At 69.6% G+C, this 16987-nt stretch carries 14 protein-coding genes; 3 read left to right on the top strand and 11 right to left on the bottom strand.

Annotation, left to right across the window (positions count from 1 at the left end; translation table 11 throughout):
* Nucleotides 1-40: 40 nt before the first annotated feature.
* Nucleotides 41-1450: a Si-specific NAD(P)(+) transhydrogenase gene (gene sthA / locus BL254_RS01075; protein ID WP_047221203.1), complete on the bottom strand. Its 1410-nt coding sequence runs from the start codon at nucleotides 1448-1450 to the stop codon at nucleotides 41-43.
* A gap of 650 nt (nucleotides 1451-2100) precedes the next feature.
* Nucleotides 2101-3492: a class II fumarate hydratase gene (locus BL254_RS01070; RefSeq protein WP_047221202.1), complete on the bottom strand. Its 1392-nt coding sequence runs from the start codon at nucleotides 3490-3492 to the stop codon at nucleotides 2101-2103.
* 433 nt (nucleotides 3493-3925) lie between these two features.
* On the opposite strand from BL254_RS01070, the gene BL254_RS01065 reads away from it, so the two are divergent.
* Nucleotides 3926-4438 carry a hypothetical protein gene (locus BL254_RS01065; protein ID WP_139342116.1) on the top strand — a complete coding sequence of 171 codons (513 nt, stop codon included), beginning with the start codon at nucleotides 3926-3928 and terminating at the stop codon, nucleotides 4436-4438.
* Between the two features lie 441 nt (nucleotides 4439-4879).
* On the opposite strand, the gene BL254_RS01060 is transcribed toward BL254_RS01065, so the two are convergent.
* Both BL254_RS01060 and glpX read right to left on the bottom strand, forming a co-directional pair.
* The gene (locus BL254_RS01060) at nucleotides 4880-5656 is read right to left on the bottom strand and encodes a sterol desaturase family protein (protein WP_076842262.1); all 777 of its coding nucleotides are present in this window, start codon (nucleotides 5654-5656) and stop codon (nucleotides 4880-4882) included.
* Between the two features lie 17 nt (nucleotides 5657-5673).
* Nucleotides 5674-6699, bottom strand: coding sequence for a class II fructose-bisphosphatase (gene glpX, locus BL254_RS01055; RefSeq protein ID WP_076842261.1), 1026 nt, complete (start codon nucleotides 6697-6699; stop codon nucleotides 5674-5676).
* Between the two features lie 712 nt (nucleotides 6700-7411).
* On the opposite strand from glpX, the gene BL254_RS01050 reads away from it, so the two are divergent.
* Nucleotides 7412-7969, top strand: a complete 558-nt coding sequence (locus tag BL254_RS01050; protein ID WP_013872297.1) for a DUF4245 domain-containing protein — start codon at nucleotides 7412-7414, stop codon at nucleotides 7967-7969.
* A gap of 41 nt (nucleotides 7970-8010) precedes the next feature.
* On the opposite strand, the gene BL254_RS01045 is transcribed toward BL254_RS01050, so the two are convergent.
* The gene (locus BL254_RS01045) at nucleotides 8011-8295 is read right to left on the bottom strand and encodes an exodeoxyribonuclease VII small subunit (protein WP_076842260.1); all 285 of its coding nucleotides are present in this window, start codon (nucleotides 8293-8295) and stop codon (nucleotides 8011-8013) included.
* Nucleotides 8296-8534: 239 nt separating this feature from the next.
* Here BL254_RS01045 and add point away from each other — a divergent pair, with 239 nt between their 5' ends.
* Entirely contained in the window at nucleotides 8535-9608 is a 1074-nt protein-coding gene (gene add / locus BL254_RS01040) for an adenosine deaminase (protein ID WP_083730746.1), read from the top strand.
* A 61-nt stretch (nucleotides 9609-9669) separates the two neighbouring features.
* Here the strand turns inward: add and BL254_RS28045 are convergent, their stop codons facing one another.
* From BL254_RS28045 to xseA, 6 genes are all read right to left on the bottom strand, one after another.
* A complete protein-coding gene (locus BL254_RS28045) occupies nucleotides 9670-10419 on the bottom strand; it encodes an iron chelate uptake ABC transporter family permease subunit (RefSeq protein WP_086055172.1) in 750 nt (249 codons plus the stop codon).
* Entirely contained in the window at nucleotides 10416-11477 is a 1062-nt protein-coding gene (locus BL254_RS01025) for an ABC transporter substrate-binding protein (RefSeq protein WP_254857676.1), read from the bottom strand. The genes BL254_RS28045 and BL254_RS01025 overlap by 4 nt, the downstream gene beginning before the upstream one ends.
* Before the next feature lie 587 nt (nucleotides 11478-12064).
* Nucleotides 12065-12808 (bottom strand): pentapeptide repeat-containing protein, encoded by a 744-nt coding sequence (locus BL254_RS01020; protein ID WP_083730745.1) that lies wholly within the window; start codon nucleotides 12806-12808, stop codon nucleotides 12065-12067.
* Between the two features lie 126 nt (nucleotides 12809-12934).
* A complete protein-coding gene (locus tag BL254_RS01015; protein ID WP_235433200.1) occupies nucleotides 12935-14113 on the bottom strand; it encodes a glycosyltransferase family 2 protein in 1179 nt (392 codons plus the stop codon).
* A 112-nt stretch (nucleotides 14114-14225) separates the two neighbouring features.
* Nucleotides 14226-15038, bottom strand: coding sequence for a polysaccharide deacetylase family protein (locus BL254_RS01010; protein WP_047221198.1), 813 nt, complete (start codon nucleotides 15036-15038; stop codon nucleotides 14226-14228).
* Between the two features lie 649 nt (nucleotides 15039-15687).
* Nucleotides 15688-16953 carry an exodeoxyribonuclease VII large subunit gene (gene xseA, locus BL254_RS01005; protein ID WP_047221197.1) on the bottom strand — a complete coding sequence of 422 codons (1266 nt, stop codon included), beginning with the start codon at nucleotides 16951-16953 and terminating at the stop codon, nucleotides 15688-15690.
* Between the last annotated feature and the right edge of the window lie 34 nt (nucleotides 16954-16987).

The raw sequence follows: 16987 nt of genomic DNA, 5'->3' as shown, positions 1-16987 counted from the left end.
TGCCTGCCCCGACCGCCCTGAGCCCGCCTGAGCCTGGACGTCAGCTGCTGAAGCGGGCGACGGCACGCATCTTGTTCATCGCGTCCAGCGCCGCCACCTTGTAGGACTCGGCGAGCGTCGGGTAGTTGAACACGGCGTCCACCAGGTAGTCGATCGTCCCGTCGCAGCCCATCACGGTCTGGCCGATGTGGACGAGTTCGGTGGCCCCGGTACCGAAGACGTGGACACCGAGCAGCTTGCGGTCGGTCGAGCTCACAAGCAGCTTCAGCATGCCGTAGGAGTCCCCGACGATCTGGCCGCGGGCGAGTTCGCGGTAGCGGGCCACGCCGACCTCGAATGGCACGGCCCGTTCGGTGAGCTCGTCCTCGGTGCTGCCGACGTAGGAGATCTCGGGGATGGTGTAGATGCCGATGGGCATCAGCTCGTGGCGCATCACGTGGACGGCCTCGCCGCAGGCCGCGTAGGCGGCGAGCCGGCCCTGCTCCATGGATGTCGCGGCCAGCGCCGGGAAGCCGATGACGTCGCCGACGGCGTAGATGTGGTCGACCTCGGTCCGGAAGTCCGAGCCGACCTTGATGCGCCCCCGGTTGTCGGCGCTCAGTCCCGCGTTGGAGAGGTTGAGCGCGGTGGTGAGCCCCTGGCGTCCGGCCGAGTACATCACGGTGTCGGCGGGGACCTTCTTGCCGCTTTCCAGCAGAGTCAGGGTGCCGTTGTTGTGGCGTTCGACGGACACGACCGACTCGCGAAACCTGAATGTAACAGCCAGGTCTCGCAGATGATACTTGAGAGCTTCGACGATCTCCACGTCGCAGAAGTCGAGCATCCGGTCACGACGCTCCACGACGGTCACCTTGGTGCCGAGCGCGGCGAACATGGACGCGTACTCGATGCCGATCACACCGGCGCCCACGACGACCATCGAGCCGGGAATCTTGTCCAGCGCCAGGATCTGGTCGCTGTCGACCACGGTGTGGCCGTCGAAGTCGACCGTGTCCGGTCGGGCCGGCCGGGTGCCGGTGGCGATGATGATTTTCTCCGCCCGGACCCGGCGCTCGTCGATCTGGTCGCTGCCGATGATGGCGATGGTGTTCGGGTCGACAAAGCTTGCCGTTCCGATGAGCAAGGCCACCCGATTACGGCTGAGCTGGTTACGAATGACGTCGATCTCACGTCCGATGACGTGCTGGGTACGTGAGGACAGGTCCGCGACCGTTATGTCGTCCTTCAGCCGGTAGCTCTGTCCGTACATCTCCCGCTGGGTCATACCGGTGAGGTAGAGCACGGCTTCGCGCAGTGTCTTCGACGGGATCGTGCCGGTGTTGATGCAGACCCCGCCGACCATGTCACGACGATCGACGATCGCGACGCGGCGGCCCAGCTTGGCGGCGGCGATAGCCGCTTTCTGCCCGCCTGGGCCCGACCCGATGACGAGGAGGTCGTAGTCGTACATCGTTTGTCACCTCCTCAACTGAAAATTCCCGCTATTGATTAGTTGGGAGAATATCCGGCCCGGCGGCCCGAGGTGTCCGGAACGTCAGGTTGTTACTGCCCCTTCTGCCGGGACCTCCGTACCTTCCCGGGCCGTCGCTTCCAGATGGGCCGGCCGCGTCGGTGCGCGCGTGCCGGCCACACCTGGCGGCCGGTATGCGGCCGGTATGCGCCCGGCCCGGTCCGACACCGGCCCGGACAACTGGCATGGCCAGCGCGAACGACCGGCACGGCTCGGCCAGCCCGGCCGGCCGGCCCGCATGGCCCGGCCCGGGTGGCCCCATCGGCTGGCCCGTCCGGCCCGCACGGCCCGTCCGTCCGGCCCGCGGAAAAATCTTCGAGCTCCCCGTAACCTCCACCGTGGTGCCTCGTTGAACACGGGTGCGGGGGTCGTGGGGGCTTGCTGGGGGGTCTTCCACGGCTCCCCGCCGTCTGTTCGGCGCAGGTGGCGGGCAACGGCCGCGGCCACACCGCCGGACTGCCCGGTGATCGCGGCCCGGCGGCGCGCGGCAGAGATGATCATACTTTCTTCGGCCCGTCGGTGCCCCGCGGATCCGGGCTGCCGGCAGCGTGAAAGAGCATGATCACACTGCCGGCCGGGCCGGRCACGGTCTATGGGTGGGTCATCGACAGGACGTCCAGCGCGGCGTCCAGCTGCTCCTCGGTGAGCCTGCCCGCAGCCACGTAGCCGCGCTCGAGGACGACCTCGCGGATCGTCTTCTCCTCGGCCAGGGACTGCTTGGCGACCTTGGCTGCCTCCTCGTAGCCGATGTAGCGGTTCAGCGGCGTCACGATGGACGGCGAGGACTCCGCGAACCGCCGGCAGCGCTCGACGTCCGCGACGATGCCGTCCACGCAGCGGTCGGCGAACAGCCGGCTGATGGTGGACAGGATGTGGATCGACTCCAGCAGGTTGCGGGCGATCACCGGCAGCATCACGTTCAGCTCGAAGTTGCCCGCGGAGCCGCCGAAGGCCACGGCCGCGTCGTTGCCGACCACCTGCGCGACGACCTGGCAGACGGCCTCGGGGATCACCGGGTTGACCTTGCCCGGCATGATCGACGACCCTGGCTGCAGGTCGGGCAGGTGGATCTCGCCGAGCCCGGCGCGCGGACCCGACGACGCCCAGCGCAGGTCGTTGGAAATCTTGTACAGCGACAGCGCGATCACCCGCAGCACCCCGGAGGCCTCGACCAGGCCGTCCCGGGACGCCTGCGCCTCGAAGTGGTCGCGGGCCTCGGACAGCGGCAGGCCGGTGGCCGCCACCAACTGCTCGATGACGGCGGCGGCGAAGCCGGGCGGGGTGTTGATACCGGTGCCGACGGCGGTCCCGCCCAGCGGGAGCTCACCGATGCGGGGCAGGGCCGCCCGCAGCCGCTCCACCCCGTAGCTGACCGCCGCCGCGTAGCCGCCGAACTCCTGGCCGAGGGTCACCGGCGTGGCGTCCATCAGGTGGGTGCGCCCCGACTTCACGACCTCCCGGAACTCGACGCTCTTGCGCCCGAGGGCGGCGGCCAGGTGCTCGAGGGCGGGGATCAGGTCCCGGACGATCGCCTGCGTCGCCGCGACGTGGATCGACGACGGGAACACGTCGTTGGACGACTGGGACGCGTTGACGTGGTCGTTCGGGTGCACCGGCCGGCCCAGCCGCTCGGTGGCAAGGGTGGCCAGCACCTCGTTGGTGTTCATGTTGGACGACGTCCCGCTGCCGGTCTGGAACACGTCGATCGGGAAGTGGTCGTCCCAGGCGCCCTCGGCGACCTCCTGGGCGGCTTCGGAGATCGCGGTGGCGATCTCCGCGTCGAGGACGCCGAGCTTGGCGTTGACGGTTGCCGCCGCGGCCTTGATCCGTGCCAGGGCTGCGATGTGGGCCCGGGAGATCCGCTGGCCCGACACGGGGAAGTTCTCGACCGCACGCTGGGTCTGTGCCCGCCACCTGGCCGTGGCCGGCACGCGCACCTCACCCATGGAGTCGTGCTCGATGCGGTAGTCCTGCTCGCTCATATGCTCCCGCTCCCGCCGGTCGTCACCTGCTCGACATCTATCTATCTACCGTCCAGGAGGTTAGGCGCAACGTGCGACGGGCGTCCGGTGGTGGGCGGTACGTACCCTCCGGCGGGGGCTTCCGGGTTCCCGGTGACCTGACCGCGGCCGTCGCCACCGTGACCGACGCCGGTATTCGGCGTGGAACACGCCGTCGCCGCCGGCCGGATGCGAAGAAATTATTAACCGATTCATACGGGTTGCATTGTCCGAAAACTGTCCGGAAGCTGTCCGTCGGACGCGGCCCGGCATTTGCCGCGTTCGACGGTGTCGGTGCTAGTGTCACCGACGGGAGGAATGAATAGTTACGCGGTAACGACTGTGGTCGGCCGCACGAATATCTGAGATGGCGGCGGTCGTGCGTTTCGGTCCGTGTTTTCCGCTGGTGTGTTCAGTGGCTCTGGCCACCGTGTGCGCCGTCAGTTCCTGCGGATCCGCCGCGCTGCCGGTACCGGACGGTTCCCCGAGCGCTTTTCCGCGGGTGTCGGGCGCGGCCAGCCCGGGCCGGCCACCGGTGGGGCACACGCCGGCCACCTCGTCGGCCGGCCCTTCCGACGGTTCGGCGCCGCTCGCCCGGCGAATGGCCCTCGCCGGGCTGCGGGCGGGCGCGGACGGTCCGGCAGGGTCCCCACGAGCCCGAACGGCTCCGCCGGCCGCGGTGTCTCCGCCGGCCAGGCTGCCTCCGCCATCCCCGCTGGCCACGGGGCCGGCACGGTTGGGCACCACCAGTGGCGGCCGGCCGTCGCCCCGCCCGGCCGGGAGCTCTCCCGCCTGCCTGGGGGATCCGGTCGTCGACGGCACCGACAGCGCCATCGACGACACCCGAGCCGACACCCGCGTCGGCACCCATGTCGACATCGGCATCGGCCTGGACACCCTGGGCGCGGAATGTCCACCGTCATCCTGACGTCCTGTTCGCCAGTACGGTGTCAGACCTGCCGGTAAACGGCCCACCGCGGTTTTTCGGCGGTTACAGCCACGGCCGGGCACGATGTTTCCGATGTTTCCGTGACGCGGGCCGAACCTCGACGACATGGCGGTGACATATCCATGGCCCGCGGTGCGGGCGCGGACAGAGCGGACAGAGCTGTCGGAAATGATCCGTCGGTGGCCGGACTGCGTTGGAACGGAATCCGGCGACTGGCGGTTGGTCAACCACCGGAGCGCGGGCCCACCTGACGGCCACCCGCGGCGGATGACCGGATCAGGGAAGATCCCACTCGCTGGCGGGCGGCCGCGGCCAGTTGACCGGCGGGTGGAGCGTCCGTTTCTCGGGCCAACCGGCCGGTACCGAGCGTGAGTAAGTCCACAGGGCGTGAGCGACCCGGCGGACCGGCATCACCGAAGATCACTGGGCGGGGAGGTGGGCGTAGGCCGCGGTCGGCGAGACCGGGACCGCGTCCCGCGGCGGGTTGGTACCCAGCAGCACGTCGCCGATGTTGGACGTCACACCCAGCCAGTAGCGTTCGTTGCGGAAGTGGTGCAACCGGTGGTTACGCCAGATCCTGCGGTACATCCTGCCGCGCGGACGGTAGCCGGTGTGGATGAGGAAGTGCRTCCAGTCGTAGGCAAGYAGCCCCAGGCCCGTKCACAGGGCCGCGGTGGCGGCGGGGGGAGGACCGACCAGGGCGACGGCCAGCGCGGCCGCGCCGGCGTCGAGCACCTCCTGCGGCCGGATGAACATCGTGTCCATGTTCGTCGGGTCGCGGTGGTGCTGCTCGTGCCCCCAGCCGGCGATCCGGTAGCAGACCGCGCCGGCCCGGCTGCCCGGCCGGGCGTGCAGAATCCCGCGGTGCACCCCCCACTCGACGAACGGCTGCGCGGCGGCCATGGACACCGCGACCACCGCGTCCGTCCGGCTGAAGCGCCCGCGGGCGAGCCGCATGGCCGCCAGGCTCGCGACCACACCCAACAGCACCGGTGGACGCGGATGGGTCACGAAACGGTTGGCTGCGGCGCGCAGCGTGGTGGCTTCGGACGCCCGGCCGTGGGGACCGGGCCGGTCCAGGCGGGCGACAGCCGCGGTGACCCGGTGTAGTGCGGCCCGGTGTAGGGCAGCCCAGCGTGGGGCGACCCGGCGCGGGGTGACGGCCGTGGTCCGCACCGGCGCCGATGTCGTCGACATGGTTCGGAACGGTACCTTCAGAACGGCACCGTCGAATACGCCTGCAGTTTGGTCAGTTGATGCTGGCTGTCCACCCGCCGGATCGTCCCGCTGCGGGAGCGCATCACCAGCGACGACGTGTTGGCGCCGCCCGGCCGGTACCGGACACCGGCCAGCAGCTCACCGTCGGTGATACCGGTGGCGACGAAGAAGACGTTGTCGCTGTCCACGAGCTCGCGGGTGGTCAGTACGCGTCTGAGGTCGTGGCCGGCGTCGACGAGCTTGGTGCGCTCGGCGTCGTYCCGCGGCCACAGCCGTCCCTGGATGACACCGCCAATACAGGTCACCGCGCACGCGCTGATGATCCCTTCGGGTGTGCCGCCGATGCCGAGCAGYAGGTCGACGCCGGTGTCGGCGGAGGCAGCCATGACCGCGCCGGCGACGTCCCCGTCGGAGATGAGCTTCACCCGGGCGCCGGCCGCGCGGATCTGCTCGATCAGCTGGACGTGGCGCGGGCGTTCCAGGACGACGACGGTCACGTCCCGCGGATGCACACCCTTGGCCTTGGCGACGGCCCGGACGTTGTCCTCGACCGGCGCCGTGATGTCCACCACGCCGGCGGCCTCGGGGCCGGTGACGAGCTTCTCCATRTAGAAGCACGCGCTCGCGTCGTACATGGACCCGCGCTCGGACACCGCCATCACGGAGATCGCGTTGTTCATGCCCTTGGCGGTGAGCGTGGTGCCGTCCACCGGGTCGACGGCGACGTCGCACTCGGGGCCTTCACCCGAGCCGACCTCCTCGCCGTTGAAGAGCATGGGGGCCTCGTCCTTCTCGCCCTCGCCGATGACGACGACGCCCCGCATCGACACCGTGCCGACGAGCCGTCGCATGGCGTCCACGGCGGCCTGGTCGGCGCCGTTCTTGTCACCACGCCCGACCCATCGGGCGGCCGCGAGTGCCCCCGCCTCGGTCACTCTGACGAGCTCGAGGGCGAGGTTGCGGTCGGGTGCCTGCCCCTGGACGACGAGAGGATCAGGAAGGTTCGCGCTTTCGACTGCCACGGAAGTGAGACTAGTTGCACATCAGTGAATCCGCCCACCGATAGCCGGCGGGTCACCGGCGGCCCTTCGCCCCGCCGGCCGCGGGGCGGATGTCACCCGGTCACAGCCCGGTGCGGTCGCGCGGGCCCAGGCCGCCGGTCCCCGCGCGGGGTGCCAGCCGCGGTACCCGGGTGGATACCCGCCGGTACCCACGGCTGGCAGGACGGCAGGGCGTGGAAATACGATCGCACCGCTTTTGGGACGGCAGTCCGCGGAACGCCAATGTCAGGTGTGTGACATCTCGATCGTCCTACTTGGTGCAACCTTGACCAGCAGACATACGTCCAACCTCACACATGGGCGTCCGGCACGCGGAGGGGGCGTGCCGGACGCCCATCTATTGTTTACCGACGGTTGGCGCCAGGCATTCGACCTGGCCGGCAGACGCGCTGTTAGTTGGCTTACGTCCGGGCCGTGCTTCAACAGGCGCCCGATAATTATTTTATCGATGATGTTTCCTGAATGCGGTGTGTGGTCGTCGTGGGTGTGCCCCGGGACGCCGACAGCGCGATCCACCGCGATCCGGCGCCATGACGGGCGGCCTACCGGGCACGGGATCCGGCGCGGAGACCACCGTCCGGCGATGACCGATGCGGGATCGCCACGGACGAAAAGGGGCCGAGCGGGCCGACTGCCCCGTCGGGCCGCATCCCCGGGACGGCAGGATGGAACGATGGCACGACGACGCGGTCAGGAAACGATCCGAGACATGGCGCTGTCCCTCGGGGTGGTGATGGCCGGGGTGCTGCTGGTCGCGCTGTTCATGCCCAGAGGCGGCGGCGACCCGGTGCGCACGGTGGACACGGCCGCCCCGGTGGCCGCGTTCGCGCGGTTGGCGCCCTTCGACGTCCTGGCGCCGACGGGTCTGCCCGACCACTGGAAGCCCACCTCGGTCCGCACCTCGGGGCTGTCGGACACCGCGCCGGGAACGGTCGAGCTGACGATCGGGTACGTCGTCGACCGCCCGGATGACAGGACGTACGCGCAGCTCAACGAGAGCAACGCCCGGGACGCGGTCAAACGCGTCCTGGGGGACCGGCCCGTGACAGGGACTGTCGAGTTCGCCGGAGCGTCCTGGCAGGAAAGACGGGACGATGCCGGCCATCTGGCGCTGACCCGCCAGGTCGGTGACGTCGTGCTAATCGTCTCCGACGGCGGCGGCAAGGGCGGGGCGTCCGCCGCCGACCTGGGGGTGCTCGCGGCGTCGCTGCGCCCGCACGCCGCGCCGTAGGCCGCGCGCCAGCGGGCCGTGCGCCAGTAGCGGGCCGTGCGTCAGCGGACGCCCGGATCCGCCGCCGGGCCGGTACTGGCGGCGTCGACAGCGCTGTCGAGGCGGGCGCGGGCTCCCTCCAGGAACGCCTGGCACACCTTCGCGAGTTCTTCGCCGCGTTCCCACAGCGACAGCGACTCCTCCAGGGTGATGCCACCGGCCTCCAGCCGGCGGACGACGTCCTCCAGCTCCGAGCGAGCCCGTTCGTACGTCAGCGGCTGCTGCCCCACCGGTGACGGCTGCTGCTCTGGCGTGTCGCTCGACCCCTGCACCTTCAGCCTCCTCATGGTTCGGCCGGCCCTGCTTGGAGCAGGCCTGGGACAGGCTCGGAGCAGGCTCGGACCGGTTACGGAACGGTACGGAACGGTATTGTGCCGGACGGCGTCGCCTGGCCCGGTAGGCGTTCCAGTGGAGTTCCGGTGGATATGCGCCGGTGGGTGGCGTCAGCCCTGCTTGACGGGACGGGTGGCCTGGAGCGATCGTCTCCCGACATGCGAACTGGTGACGTCCGCGCGGGTGATGTCTGATGAGCGTGAGCGATGCCGGCCGCCAGGAGGTGGCGGACGGGCTGAGCGACGAGGAGTTCGTCGACGCGCTGCCCAAGGTGGAGCTGCACGTCCATCTTGAGGGATCCATGCGCCCGCGGACCCTGCTCGCCCTCGCGCGCCGCCACGGGGTGGACGATCTGCCCACCGATATCGAGGGCCTGAYGAAGTTCTACGAGTTCCGCGACTTCGACCACTTCATCGAGGTCTATCTGGCCGCCGTCCGGGTGCTGCGGGACGCCGACGACTTCGCCGTCCTCGCCAGGGAGACCGCTCTGGGGCTCGCCGGCCAGGGAGTCCGGTACGCCGAGATCACCTTTACGCCGTTCCTGCACCTCGGACGCGGCATCGACGCCGACGAGCTTTTCGGCGGCATCGAGCGGGGCCGCCTGGACGCCGAGCGGGAAACCGGCATCCAGGTGCGGTGGGTGACCGATATTCCCGGCCTGCCGAACATGAACCTACGCCCCGCGTCCGAGGGCACCGTCGAGTTCGCGCTGAACCGCCGGGAGTCCGTGATCGCGCTCGGTCTCGGCGGGCCGGAGGCCGGTGTGCCCCGCCCCCAGTTCGCCGAGGCGTTCACCGTCGCGCGTGACGCCGGGCTGCACCGCGTCCCCCACGCCGGCGAGACCACCGGGGCGCGCACCATCTGGGACGCCCTCGAGTATCTGCACGCCGAGCGCATCGGCCACGGCATCCGGGCCCTCGACGACCCGGCCCTCGTCGAGCATCTGCGGGCGCATCACATCCCGTTGGAGGTGTGCCCGACGTCGAACCTGCGCACCGGGGTCGTCGCGGACTATCCGGACCACCCGTTGCCCACGCTGATCGAGCTGGCGCTGCCGGTCAGCCTCAACAGTGATGATCCACCCATGTTCGGTACCACGTTGCGTGACGAGTACCTGCACGCGTTGCGCAGCCTGGGGCTGCGCCGCGACCAGGTGGTCGGCCTGGCCGCGGCCGCGGTGGAGCACTCGTTCGCCCCCGCCCCGCTCAAGGACGCCCTCCGCGCCGAGATCGCCGCGGCCGCCGACCGTCTCCAGGCCGCTTCCTGACCGTGCCGCTGGTCTCTTTTCCGTCTGTGTCCCAGACCGGCCTGTGTCTGTGGCGACGTTCTCAGCCGGCGGGTTCCGGTCCGGCCGGCGCGGCGGGGATGGGGACGCAGGTGCGCACCTCCCGGCGGCCGTGCCCGGCGGGCAGCGTCACCCCGGTGACATGGACGGACACCCCGTAGAGGTCGCTGAGGCGTTCGCCGGTCACCACGTCGTCGGGATGGCCGTCGGCGATGACCCGGCCGTCCCGCATGAGCACCGCCCGGCTGGAGTAGGTCAGCGCGTGCGACGGCTGGTGCGTTGTCATGATCACACAGTGGCCGGCGCGGGCCAGTTCCGCGACGACGTGCAGGGTACGCACCTCGTTGCCGTAGTCGAGGGCGGCGGTGGGCTCGTCGAGAACGCGGAACATGGTCTGGTAGGCCGCGCCCGAGGCGGCCAGCGCCGCCCCGACCAGCAGCGCGGCCAGGATTCGCGGGAGGCGGATGTCCATGACCACGGCCCGCTCCTGCCCCGAGGCGCCCCGGCCGGCGCCGGCGATCTCATGGGCCAGGATGCGGACGACGGTCACCGGGCTCAGCGTGTACCGGCCGAGCCCGAACGAGATCGCGACGAGCCCGAGCAGGCCGACGACGAGCAGAACGATCCGCAGGTGACCGTCCGGGCGGGTCAGGCGCCAGCCTCGGAGCCGCGCTGGGAGCCGGCCTCGCAGCCGGCCCGGCCGCGGGCTCGTACGGGCGGCGGCGGCCGGGCCGGGTTCCCGGAGCGGGGGAGACTCACCACGCTGGTCCGGCTCCGGGGGAGCGCTCCTCACTTGGTTCCGACCTGGAGGATCTGGTCGAGGTCGGCGTCGGTCACGGTGTAGTCGAAGAACTTCTGGTAGAAAGCGCGGGACTCGGCGCGGATGTCGACATCCTTGAACAGGTCCGGGTGCAGGGTCTTCGCCGCCCACTGGATCTGCAGCGCCTCCTCGGGGCCGAAGCGGTCCCACGGGTAGAGCCCCTGCGGGTTGAGGTAGACCCGGTTGGTTTGGACGGCCTTCAGATCGGACCAGCCGGGAGCCTTCGCCAGGTTGTCCACCACGGACTGCGCGGAGGCGGCGGCCAGCCCCTGATCACCACCGGGTGTCTCGACGATGAGGACGTCGGGGTTCCACTGCAGGAGCTGTTCGATGGACACCGTGACGTGGGTTCCCTTGACGCCGCTGGCGGAGTCGGTACCGCCGGCGATCTTTATCCATCCGTCGATCAGGGATGTCCCACCGTCGATGACGACCGGTGGGTAGCTGGCGATGTGGACGACGCTGGGMTTGTCCGCCTCGGGCAGGTTCGCCAGCCGTGACTGGACCATCGACAGTTTGTCGTTGACGTAGGTGGTGTATTCCCGCGCGCGGGTGGCCGCGACGCCGCCGTAGACCTTGCCTGCGAGCTCGATCGAGGGAGCCAGTTGGGGGAAGGCGTCGAAGCTCATGTTGACGGCCGGTATGCCGGCTTTCTGGAAGGGTTCCAGCGTGGTGCCGCCGCTGATCGTGGACACCACGTCGGGTCTGAGCTTGAGCAGTTCCTCCATGTTCACCGCGCCCCCGTTGCGGAAGAGTTCGGGGAGCGAGTCCACCTGGGGRAAGACCTTGTGCAGGAACGGGAGCGTTTTGACGTTCTGCGGGATCGCCACGAGCTTGTCACCCACGCCGAGCATGATGTCGGTGACCGTGTGTGCGGGAAACTGCTCGGCGATCCGGTCGATCTTCAGTGGGATGGTTGCCTGCTCGCCCGACACGCTGGTCACCACCTGCGTGGTCGGCGTGTTGTCGGACGAGGAGCCGCCGCATCCGACGGCCACCGCGGCCAGCAGTGACGCCAGCCCCAGGGTCATGGCCGCGCGTGTCGTGGCGCGCGCACTCCGCCTGTGCGTACGGGCTGTGCCGGCGCTGGGCGTGGCCTGCCGGACAGGGGTGCGGCCGGCCACGCGTCCGGCGTTGCTGTGAATAGCCGAACACGATTCGTTGTGCTCATGGCTTTCCGCATGTGGTCAAACACGAACTGATGAAAATCTTGAATGTGAGCTCACGCCTGCCCCCGACGATGAGATGGCCGTTGAAACGTTTGGTGATCGCCGTCGTGCGGACGGTGCACGGCGGGCGGYTGTCGCGTGCGGATGCGCGGCGCGRCTTTGCGCTAGAACTCCGTGAACGCGGATAGAACAGACGTTATCGTCCGTATCATCGTTTATCATTCCCGAAATTGTCCCTGAATTGCGGAAACGGTGTGCTGGGCGGGAGGCGCGGGCGGGGACGACGGGAGCTGGTCGGCTCGGGCGTGGCGCCTGCTTCCGCGGGGCGCTTCGGCGATCGTGACGGCCAGCGGATCCGGTCGGGACCGCCTCGCCGACTATGCGTTCCGTGCCCAGGGCATCACGATGTCGCAGCCCGAGGCGGGATCCGCCCTGCGGAAGAGGTCGACCTACTCGACCGAGATCCCTACCTCGTCGGCCAGGATGATCCCGGCCTCACCGGCCTGATGCAGAGAGATCCGCGCACCGCGCAGTGTGAGCAGGCCGTTGACACCCGCGATATCCGCTTCCCGGAGATCGCACTGACCGGCCGATGTCGCATCGAAACGTGCGCCGTCCAGTCTGCAGTCGCGGAAGACGAACCTGTCCAGCCTTCTGTCGAACTCGGCTTCCCGGAAAGGTGCAGCCCGCAAAAAAATCACGCCCGAGGACCTTTGCGCTGTCCACGAGCAGTAGTCAGGTCGGCAGTTCGTAAACGCGACGTCCTCGACGCGCTCGAACCGCACCGACCAGCTGACCAGCCGGTATCCGGAGAACCCGACCCTCCGCATGGAGATTTTGCTCCATGCGGAGTTGGAGAGGTCCACCTCCTCGAACCGGAGGTCAGCGCAGCTCAACGGCCCGAAATTCGCACCCGCGAGGTCCAGCCCCTTCAACAGGGACTGGATGATGCTTCCTTCCCCGCGGACACCGGCCTGGTCACCGGTGAGCCGATGGCCGTCCACCTCGAAATGCCCGTGCAGCCGAGCGAGGGCGTCCGCCAGCGCATCCAGCTCTGTCGCCGCAGCCGCAGCCGCAGCCGGAGCCGTCGCCGCTCGCCTACGTCCCGGAAGCCCACGCGGGTCAGCACAGAGGCCCGAGGCGAATGCCCCGTCCGCCAGCACCGCGCACTCGATGCCGGTCGGTAGCGTCACCGCGCATACAGGTGCTACCGGTAGGTGGCGCGACCGTTGCGGCCGTGTCGCCACCCACCCGTTCGGCGTGGCTCGCGCTGTCCGGCAAGGAGCGGTGGCAACCGGTCCGGGTCGTTCAGGCCGGGCTCAGGCCGAGAGCGTGTGGATGTTGGACGGAGCGGCTTCCGCGGCCGGGGGCAGGGCGTCCGCGCTGGAAGCGCCTGTGGCGGCTGGGGAGTCCGTGCTGTTCGGGGAATCTGCGGAAGCGGGGGCTTCGGCGGTGTCGGTGCCGGTGGTCGGCGTGCCCAGCGGCGCGGGACTGGCGGCCGGGATGGCCGGGCCGCCGCCTGCCGCCCGCACCGGCGAGAAGACCGTACGGATCACGGCGAGCAGAAAGCTCAGAATGGTCGTCCCGGTTCCCACAACGATCATGCCGGCCCGCGCGAGGCCCGCCGGGCGTCCGCGGAGAGAGGCCCCGACACCGTTGCGTACCCCGCGTGGCAGCACCTTGAGAACGAAGTCGCGTTCAGGGCCGAGCGGGCCGCGTGCCGGTGCGCGGTAGCCCGCGCACAAACGCCGGAGCGTGGCCTTTGACGCGCCTTCCGCCCAACAGCGGCGCACGATATACGAGGGACGCTGCCGCTGGGCGGGCACGTGGTGGTGGATGACCGCGGCCGGTTCGTGCACGAAGCGGCCGTCCGGGATCAGGGCGGCGGCGCGGATGCACAGCTCTGTTTCCTCGCAGCCCGATGCTCCTTTGGTCTGCCGGCCCAGGCGGGTGTCGAAACCCCCGGTGGTGGTGAACACGCTTCGCCGGAACAGGGCGCAGCCACCGAAGACATTACGCACGGTCGTCTGCTGGGTGGGTAATCCGTGATGGCTGCAACCGACCGTCCAGAGCAGCTCGGGTGGGAACCAACCGGGTTTCTCACCGCCCCAGTCGGGGGTCACCCAGCCGCCGACTCCCAGGATGTCGGGGTCGGCGTCCGCGACCTGTACAAGGGATGACAACCAGGACGGATCGGCGACCGCGTCATCGTCCAGGAATGCCACGAATTCGCTGTTGACCGCGGCGATACCGACATTACGTGCGTTGGACAGCCCGGTACGCCCCCCGGTGCTGAGGACGAGTTCGGGGCCGGCTCGCTCACGCAGGCGGGCGAGCAGCTCGTCGTCGCCGTCCACGACCACGACAACCTGGTCCGGGCGCAGCTTCTGGTTCCAGAGCGAGTCGAGAGCTCTTGTAAGTTGCGGCCATCGTGCCACGAGATGGCTACACACCACGACACTGACACTGTTCACGACACCGATACCGACACTGGTCACGGTTTTCTCCACGGACGTTCGGGGCCTTGGGGCGGTATGAACGGGACCGGGCTCGCGCCGTCTTCCGGCCAGTTGGTTGGYTGGCCGGTGGGGCGGGGCCGAGGTGACCCGGTCATGGTTGTTCCTGGGCGGCTGGTTCCTGCCGCGTGCGCAGGCCACGCCGGGCGGCCCGAAAAACGCGCCACGGGGCCCTGGTACCACGGCGCAGATACGGAACAACTCCGGGCTGGCCGCTGCGGACCAGGGCGAGGGTCTGTTCCGGGCTCGTCGAGCCGGTGACTATCAGCCGGCTGATCGAGAACGGGGACGCGTCACGGCGGTGAATGCGGTATCCCACCTCGCAGGCAGAGGCGAAACCGGTCTCCGCCACGGCCTCGCGGACAGCGCGTGTGTGATATCCGAACGGATAGCAGAAACTCTGGACCGGAGAGCTGAGCTCGTCCTCGAGCAGGCGACGGCTGGTCTCGACGTCGTGGCGCAGCTCGGGGCCGGCCAGCAGGTCGAGGTCGGTGTGCCGATGGCCGTGCGAGCCGATCTCGTAGCCGGCGGCGTGCAGGTCCCGCAGGTCGGACCAGGTGAGCAGGGGGGAAGCGCCCTCCGGGTACGCCGACAGCCACGTCGCCCGGCCGCCCACGTAGGCGGTGGGAGCGTAGAGGGTCACCCCGGCGTTCGCCTGCCGCAGCACCGGGACGGCATGGGCGGAGAAATCCGCGAAAGCGTCGTCGAAGGTGATCGCGACGTGTTTCCCGGCCGGTCGGGAAAGTGCTTCGGAAAGGCCCAGCAGCTGGTAGCCGGCCGCACTGAGACAGGCCAGCTGTTCGGCGAACAACGCCGGCGGGACCTGCCATCGACGAAATGCCGCGCTGGCACCGTCGCCGATGCTGTGGAACATCAGCACGGGCAGGACGGGAAAACCATCGGTCATGCCCGGCCCCAGGCGATGGTTTTGTTCTCCTGGCCGGCCGTCCCGGGCCGCGATGAGCGGGGATTGCTTCCGCCGCGCTGTTCCGTTGATTCACCGGTGCGATAGTGATCGCGCCGAGAGCGTGGTATCGAAGAGCTCTGGAGGGGCCAGTGGGAAACTGTTTCGCCGGCTGAACACGAGCGCGCCGGCACTGGTCGCGCCAATGTTTTCCTCCCAGGGACCTGGGGATGCGGGCCGTCGGCAGCACAGAAAAAGCATGATCGTACTGTCTCTGACTCGCTGACGGACGTTTGGAATCTTCCGCTGGAAATCATAGCACCACGGAGGTGAAGGATCGTGTCATGATCCCAGGAATAATCCAATGACTACTGTCCGAAGCTGGCCGGATGTATTGCGTCGTCCCCGGTTGGTTTACCGAGTTTTCCTGAGGTCTTGCCTGAGATCTTGCCTGAGGTCTTGCCTGATGCCTGGCCCGATGTCTCCGGTGGATGCGCGGCGGTGGCGCCGCCTGACGTTGATTCCCGCCGCCCTGGTCGACCGAAAGCGGTTCGATCATCTTTTCGGGGCCCGGGCCCGGGCCCGCGTGATTCCCGGCCCGTGCCGGCGTCCCGGATCATGCTGGCTTTCCGGGCCGGGACGGCTTCTTAGGTCAGGTCGTGGTGCCGGTCTGTGTCCGTGCGCCAGCTGTCCCCGCGTCAGCTGTCGGGGAGTCAACCGTCGCGGGGAAGGAGCCGCCGGCGACCCGTACGGTCAGCGCGTCGCCAGGGGTGGCCTGGGCGGGATCACGCACGATGGAGCCGTCGGCGACTCTGCGTACCAGCGCGTATCCCCGGTCCAGGGTGGCCGCTGGTGACAGCGCGTGCAACTGGGCCAACGCATGGGCCAACTCCTGGTCGGCCCGTTCGAGTTGGTGGAGCACGCAGCGCCGGCCACGGGAGCGCAGCGCCTGCACGTACTCGTCGTGACGGTCGAGCTCATGCCCGGGCGCGGCCAGCGCCGGGCGGCCGCGCAGGTCGGCCAGCCACCGTTCCTCCCGGTCCAGGCGCTGCTCGACGGACCGCCGGGCTCGGCCACGCAGCGTCGTCACCAACGCGAGCTGTTCGGCCACGTCCGGTACGACCCGCTTGGCCGCGTCCGTCGGAGTGGACGCCCGCACGTCCGCGACGAAATCGAGCAGGGGCGCGTCCTGCTCGTGGCCGATCGCGGAGACCACCGGGGTGGTGGCCGCGGCCACGGCCCGCACCAGCGCCTCGTCGGAGAACGGCAGCAGATCCTCCAGCGACCCGCCGCCGCGGGCGATCACGATGACGTCCACCTCGGGGACGCCGTCGAGCTCGCGCAGCGCGTCGATGATCTGCCCGACAGCCAGCGGCCCCTGCACCGCGACCTCACGCGAGACGATCCGCACCGCGGGCCAGCGGCGGCGGGCGTTCATGACCACATCCCGTTCGGCGGCGCTGGCCCGTCCGGTGATCAGCCCGACGGCCCGGGGCAGGAAGGGCGGCCGGCGCTTGCGGGACGCCGCGAACAGCCCCTCGGCCGCGAGCATGCCGCGCAGCTGTTCGAGTCGGGCGAGCAGGACCCCGGTACCGATCGGGCGGATCTCGGTGACGGCGAGCGCGAGCGTCCCCCGCGCGGGATGGAACGACGGTTTGCCCTGGACCACCACCCGGGCGCCGTCGGTGAGCGCGGCCCCCACCGCGTCGCAGACCGCCCGCGGGCAGGTCAGCCGCAGCGACACGTCGGCTACCGGATCACGCAGGGTGAGAAACACGGTGGCCAGGCCCGGCCGTCGCACGATCTCGGTGAGCTGGCCCTCCACCCAGACCCGGCCGAGCCGGTTGATCCAGTCGCCGATTGCCCGGGCGACCGTCCGGACGGGCAACGGCTGCTCCGGGGTGGAGGTGAGCGCCATCGGATAACCGTAACCAGCGCGGCCGTGCGGGCCT

The organism is Protofrankia sp. BMG5.30, from assembly GCF_001983005.1.
In the GTDB taxonomy this organism is placed as follows: domain Bacteria; phylum Actinomycetota; class Actinomycetes; order Frankiales; family Frankiaceae; genus Protofrankia; species Protofrankia coriariae.
This window is presented reverse-complemented; position numbering and strand designations above follow the sequence as displayed.

What these genes read in the sequence shown, in the direction of transcription:
- sthA (WP_047221203.1), bottom strand. Translation starts at nt 1,450, where the DNA reads ATGTACGACTACGACCTCCTCGTCATCGGGTCGGGCCCAGGCGGGCAG.
- BL254_RS01010 (WP_047221198.1), bottom strand. Translation starts at nt 15,038, where the DNA reads ATGACCGATGGTTTTCCCGTCCTGCCCGTGCTGATGTTCCACAGCATC.
- BL254_RS01070 (WP_047221202.1), bottom strand. Translation starts at nt 3,492, where the DNA reads ATGAGCGAGCAGGACTACCGCATCGAGCACGACTCCATGGGTGAGGTG.
- BL254_RS01050 (WP_013872297.1), top strand. Translation starts at nt 7,412, where the DNA reads ATGGCACGACGACGCGGTCAGGAAACGATCCGAGACATGGCGCTGTCC.
- xseA (WP_047221197.1), bottom strand. Translation starts at nt 16,953, where the DNA reads ATGGCGCTCACCTCCACCCCGGAGCAGCCGTTGCCCGTCCGGACGGTC.
- BL254_RS01045 (WP_076842260.1), bottom strand. Translation starts at nt 8,295, where the DNA reads ATGAGGAGGCTGAAGGTGCAGGGGTCGAGCGACACGCCAGAGCAGCAG.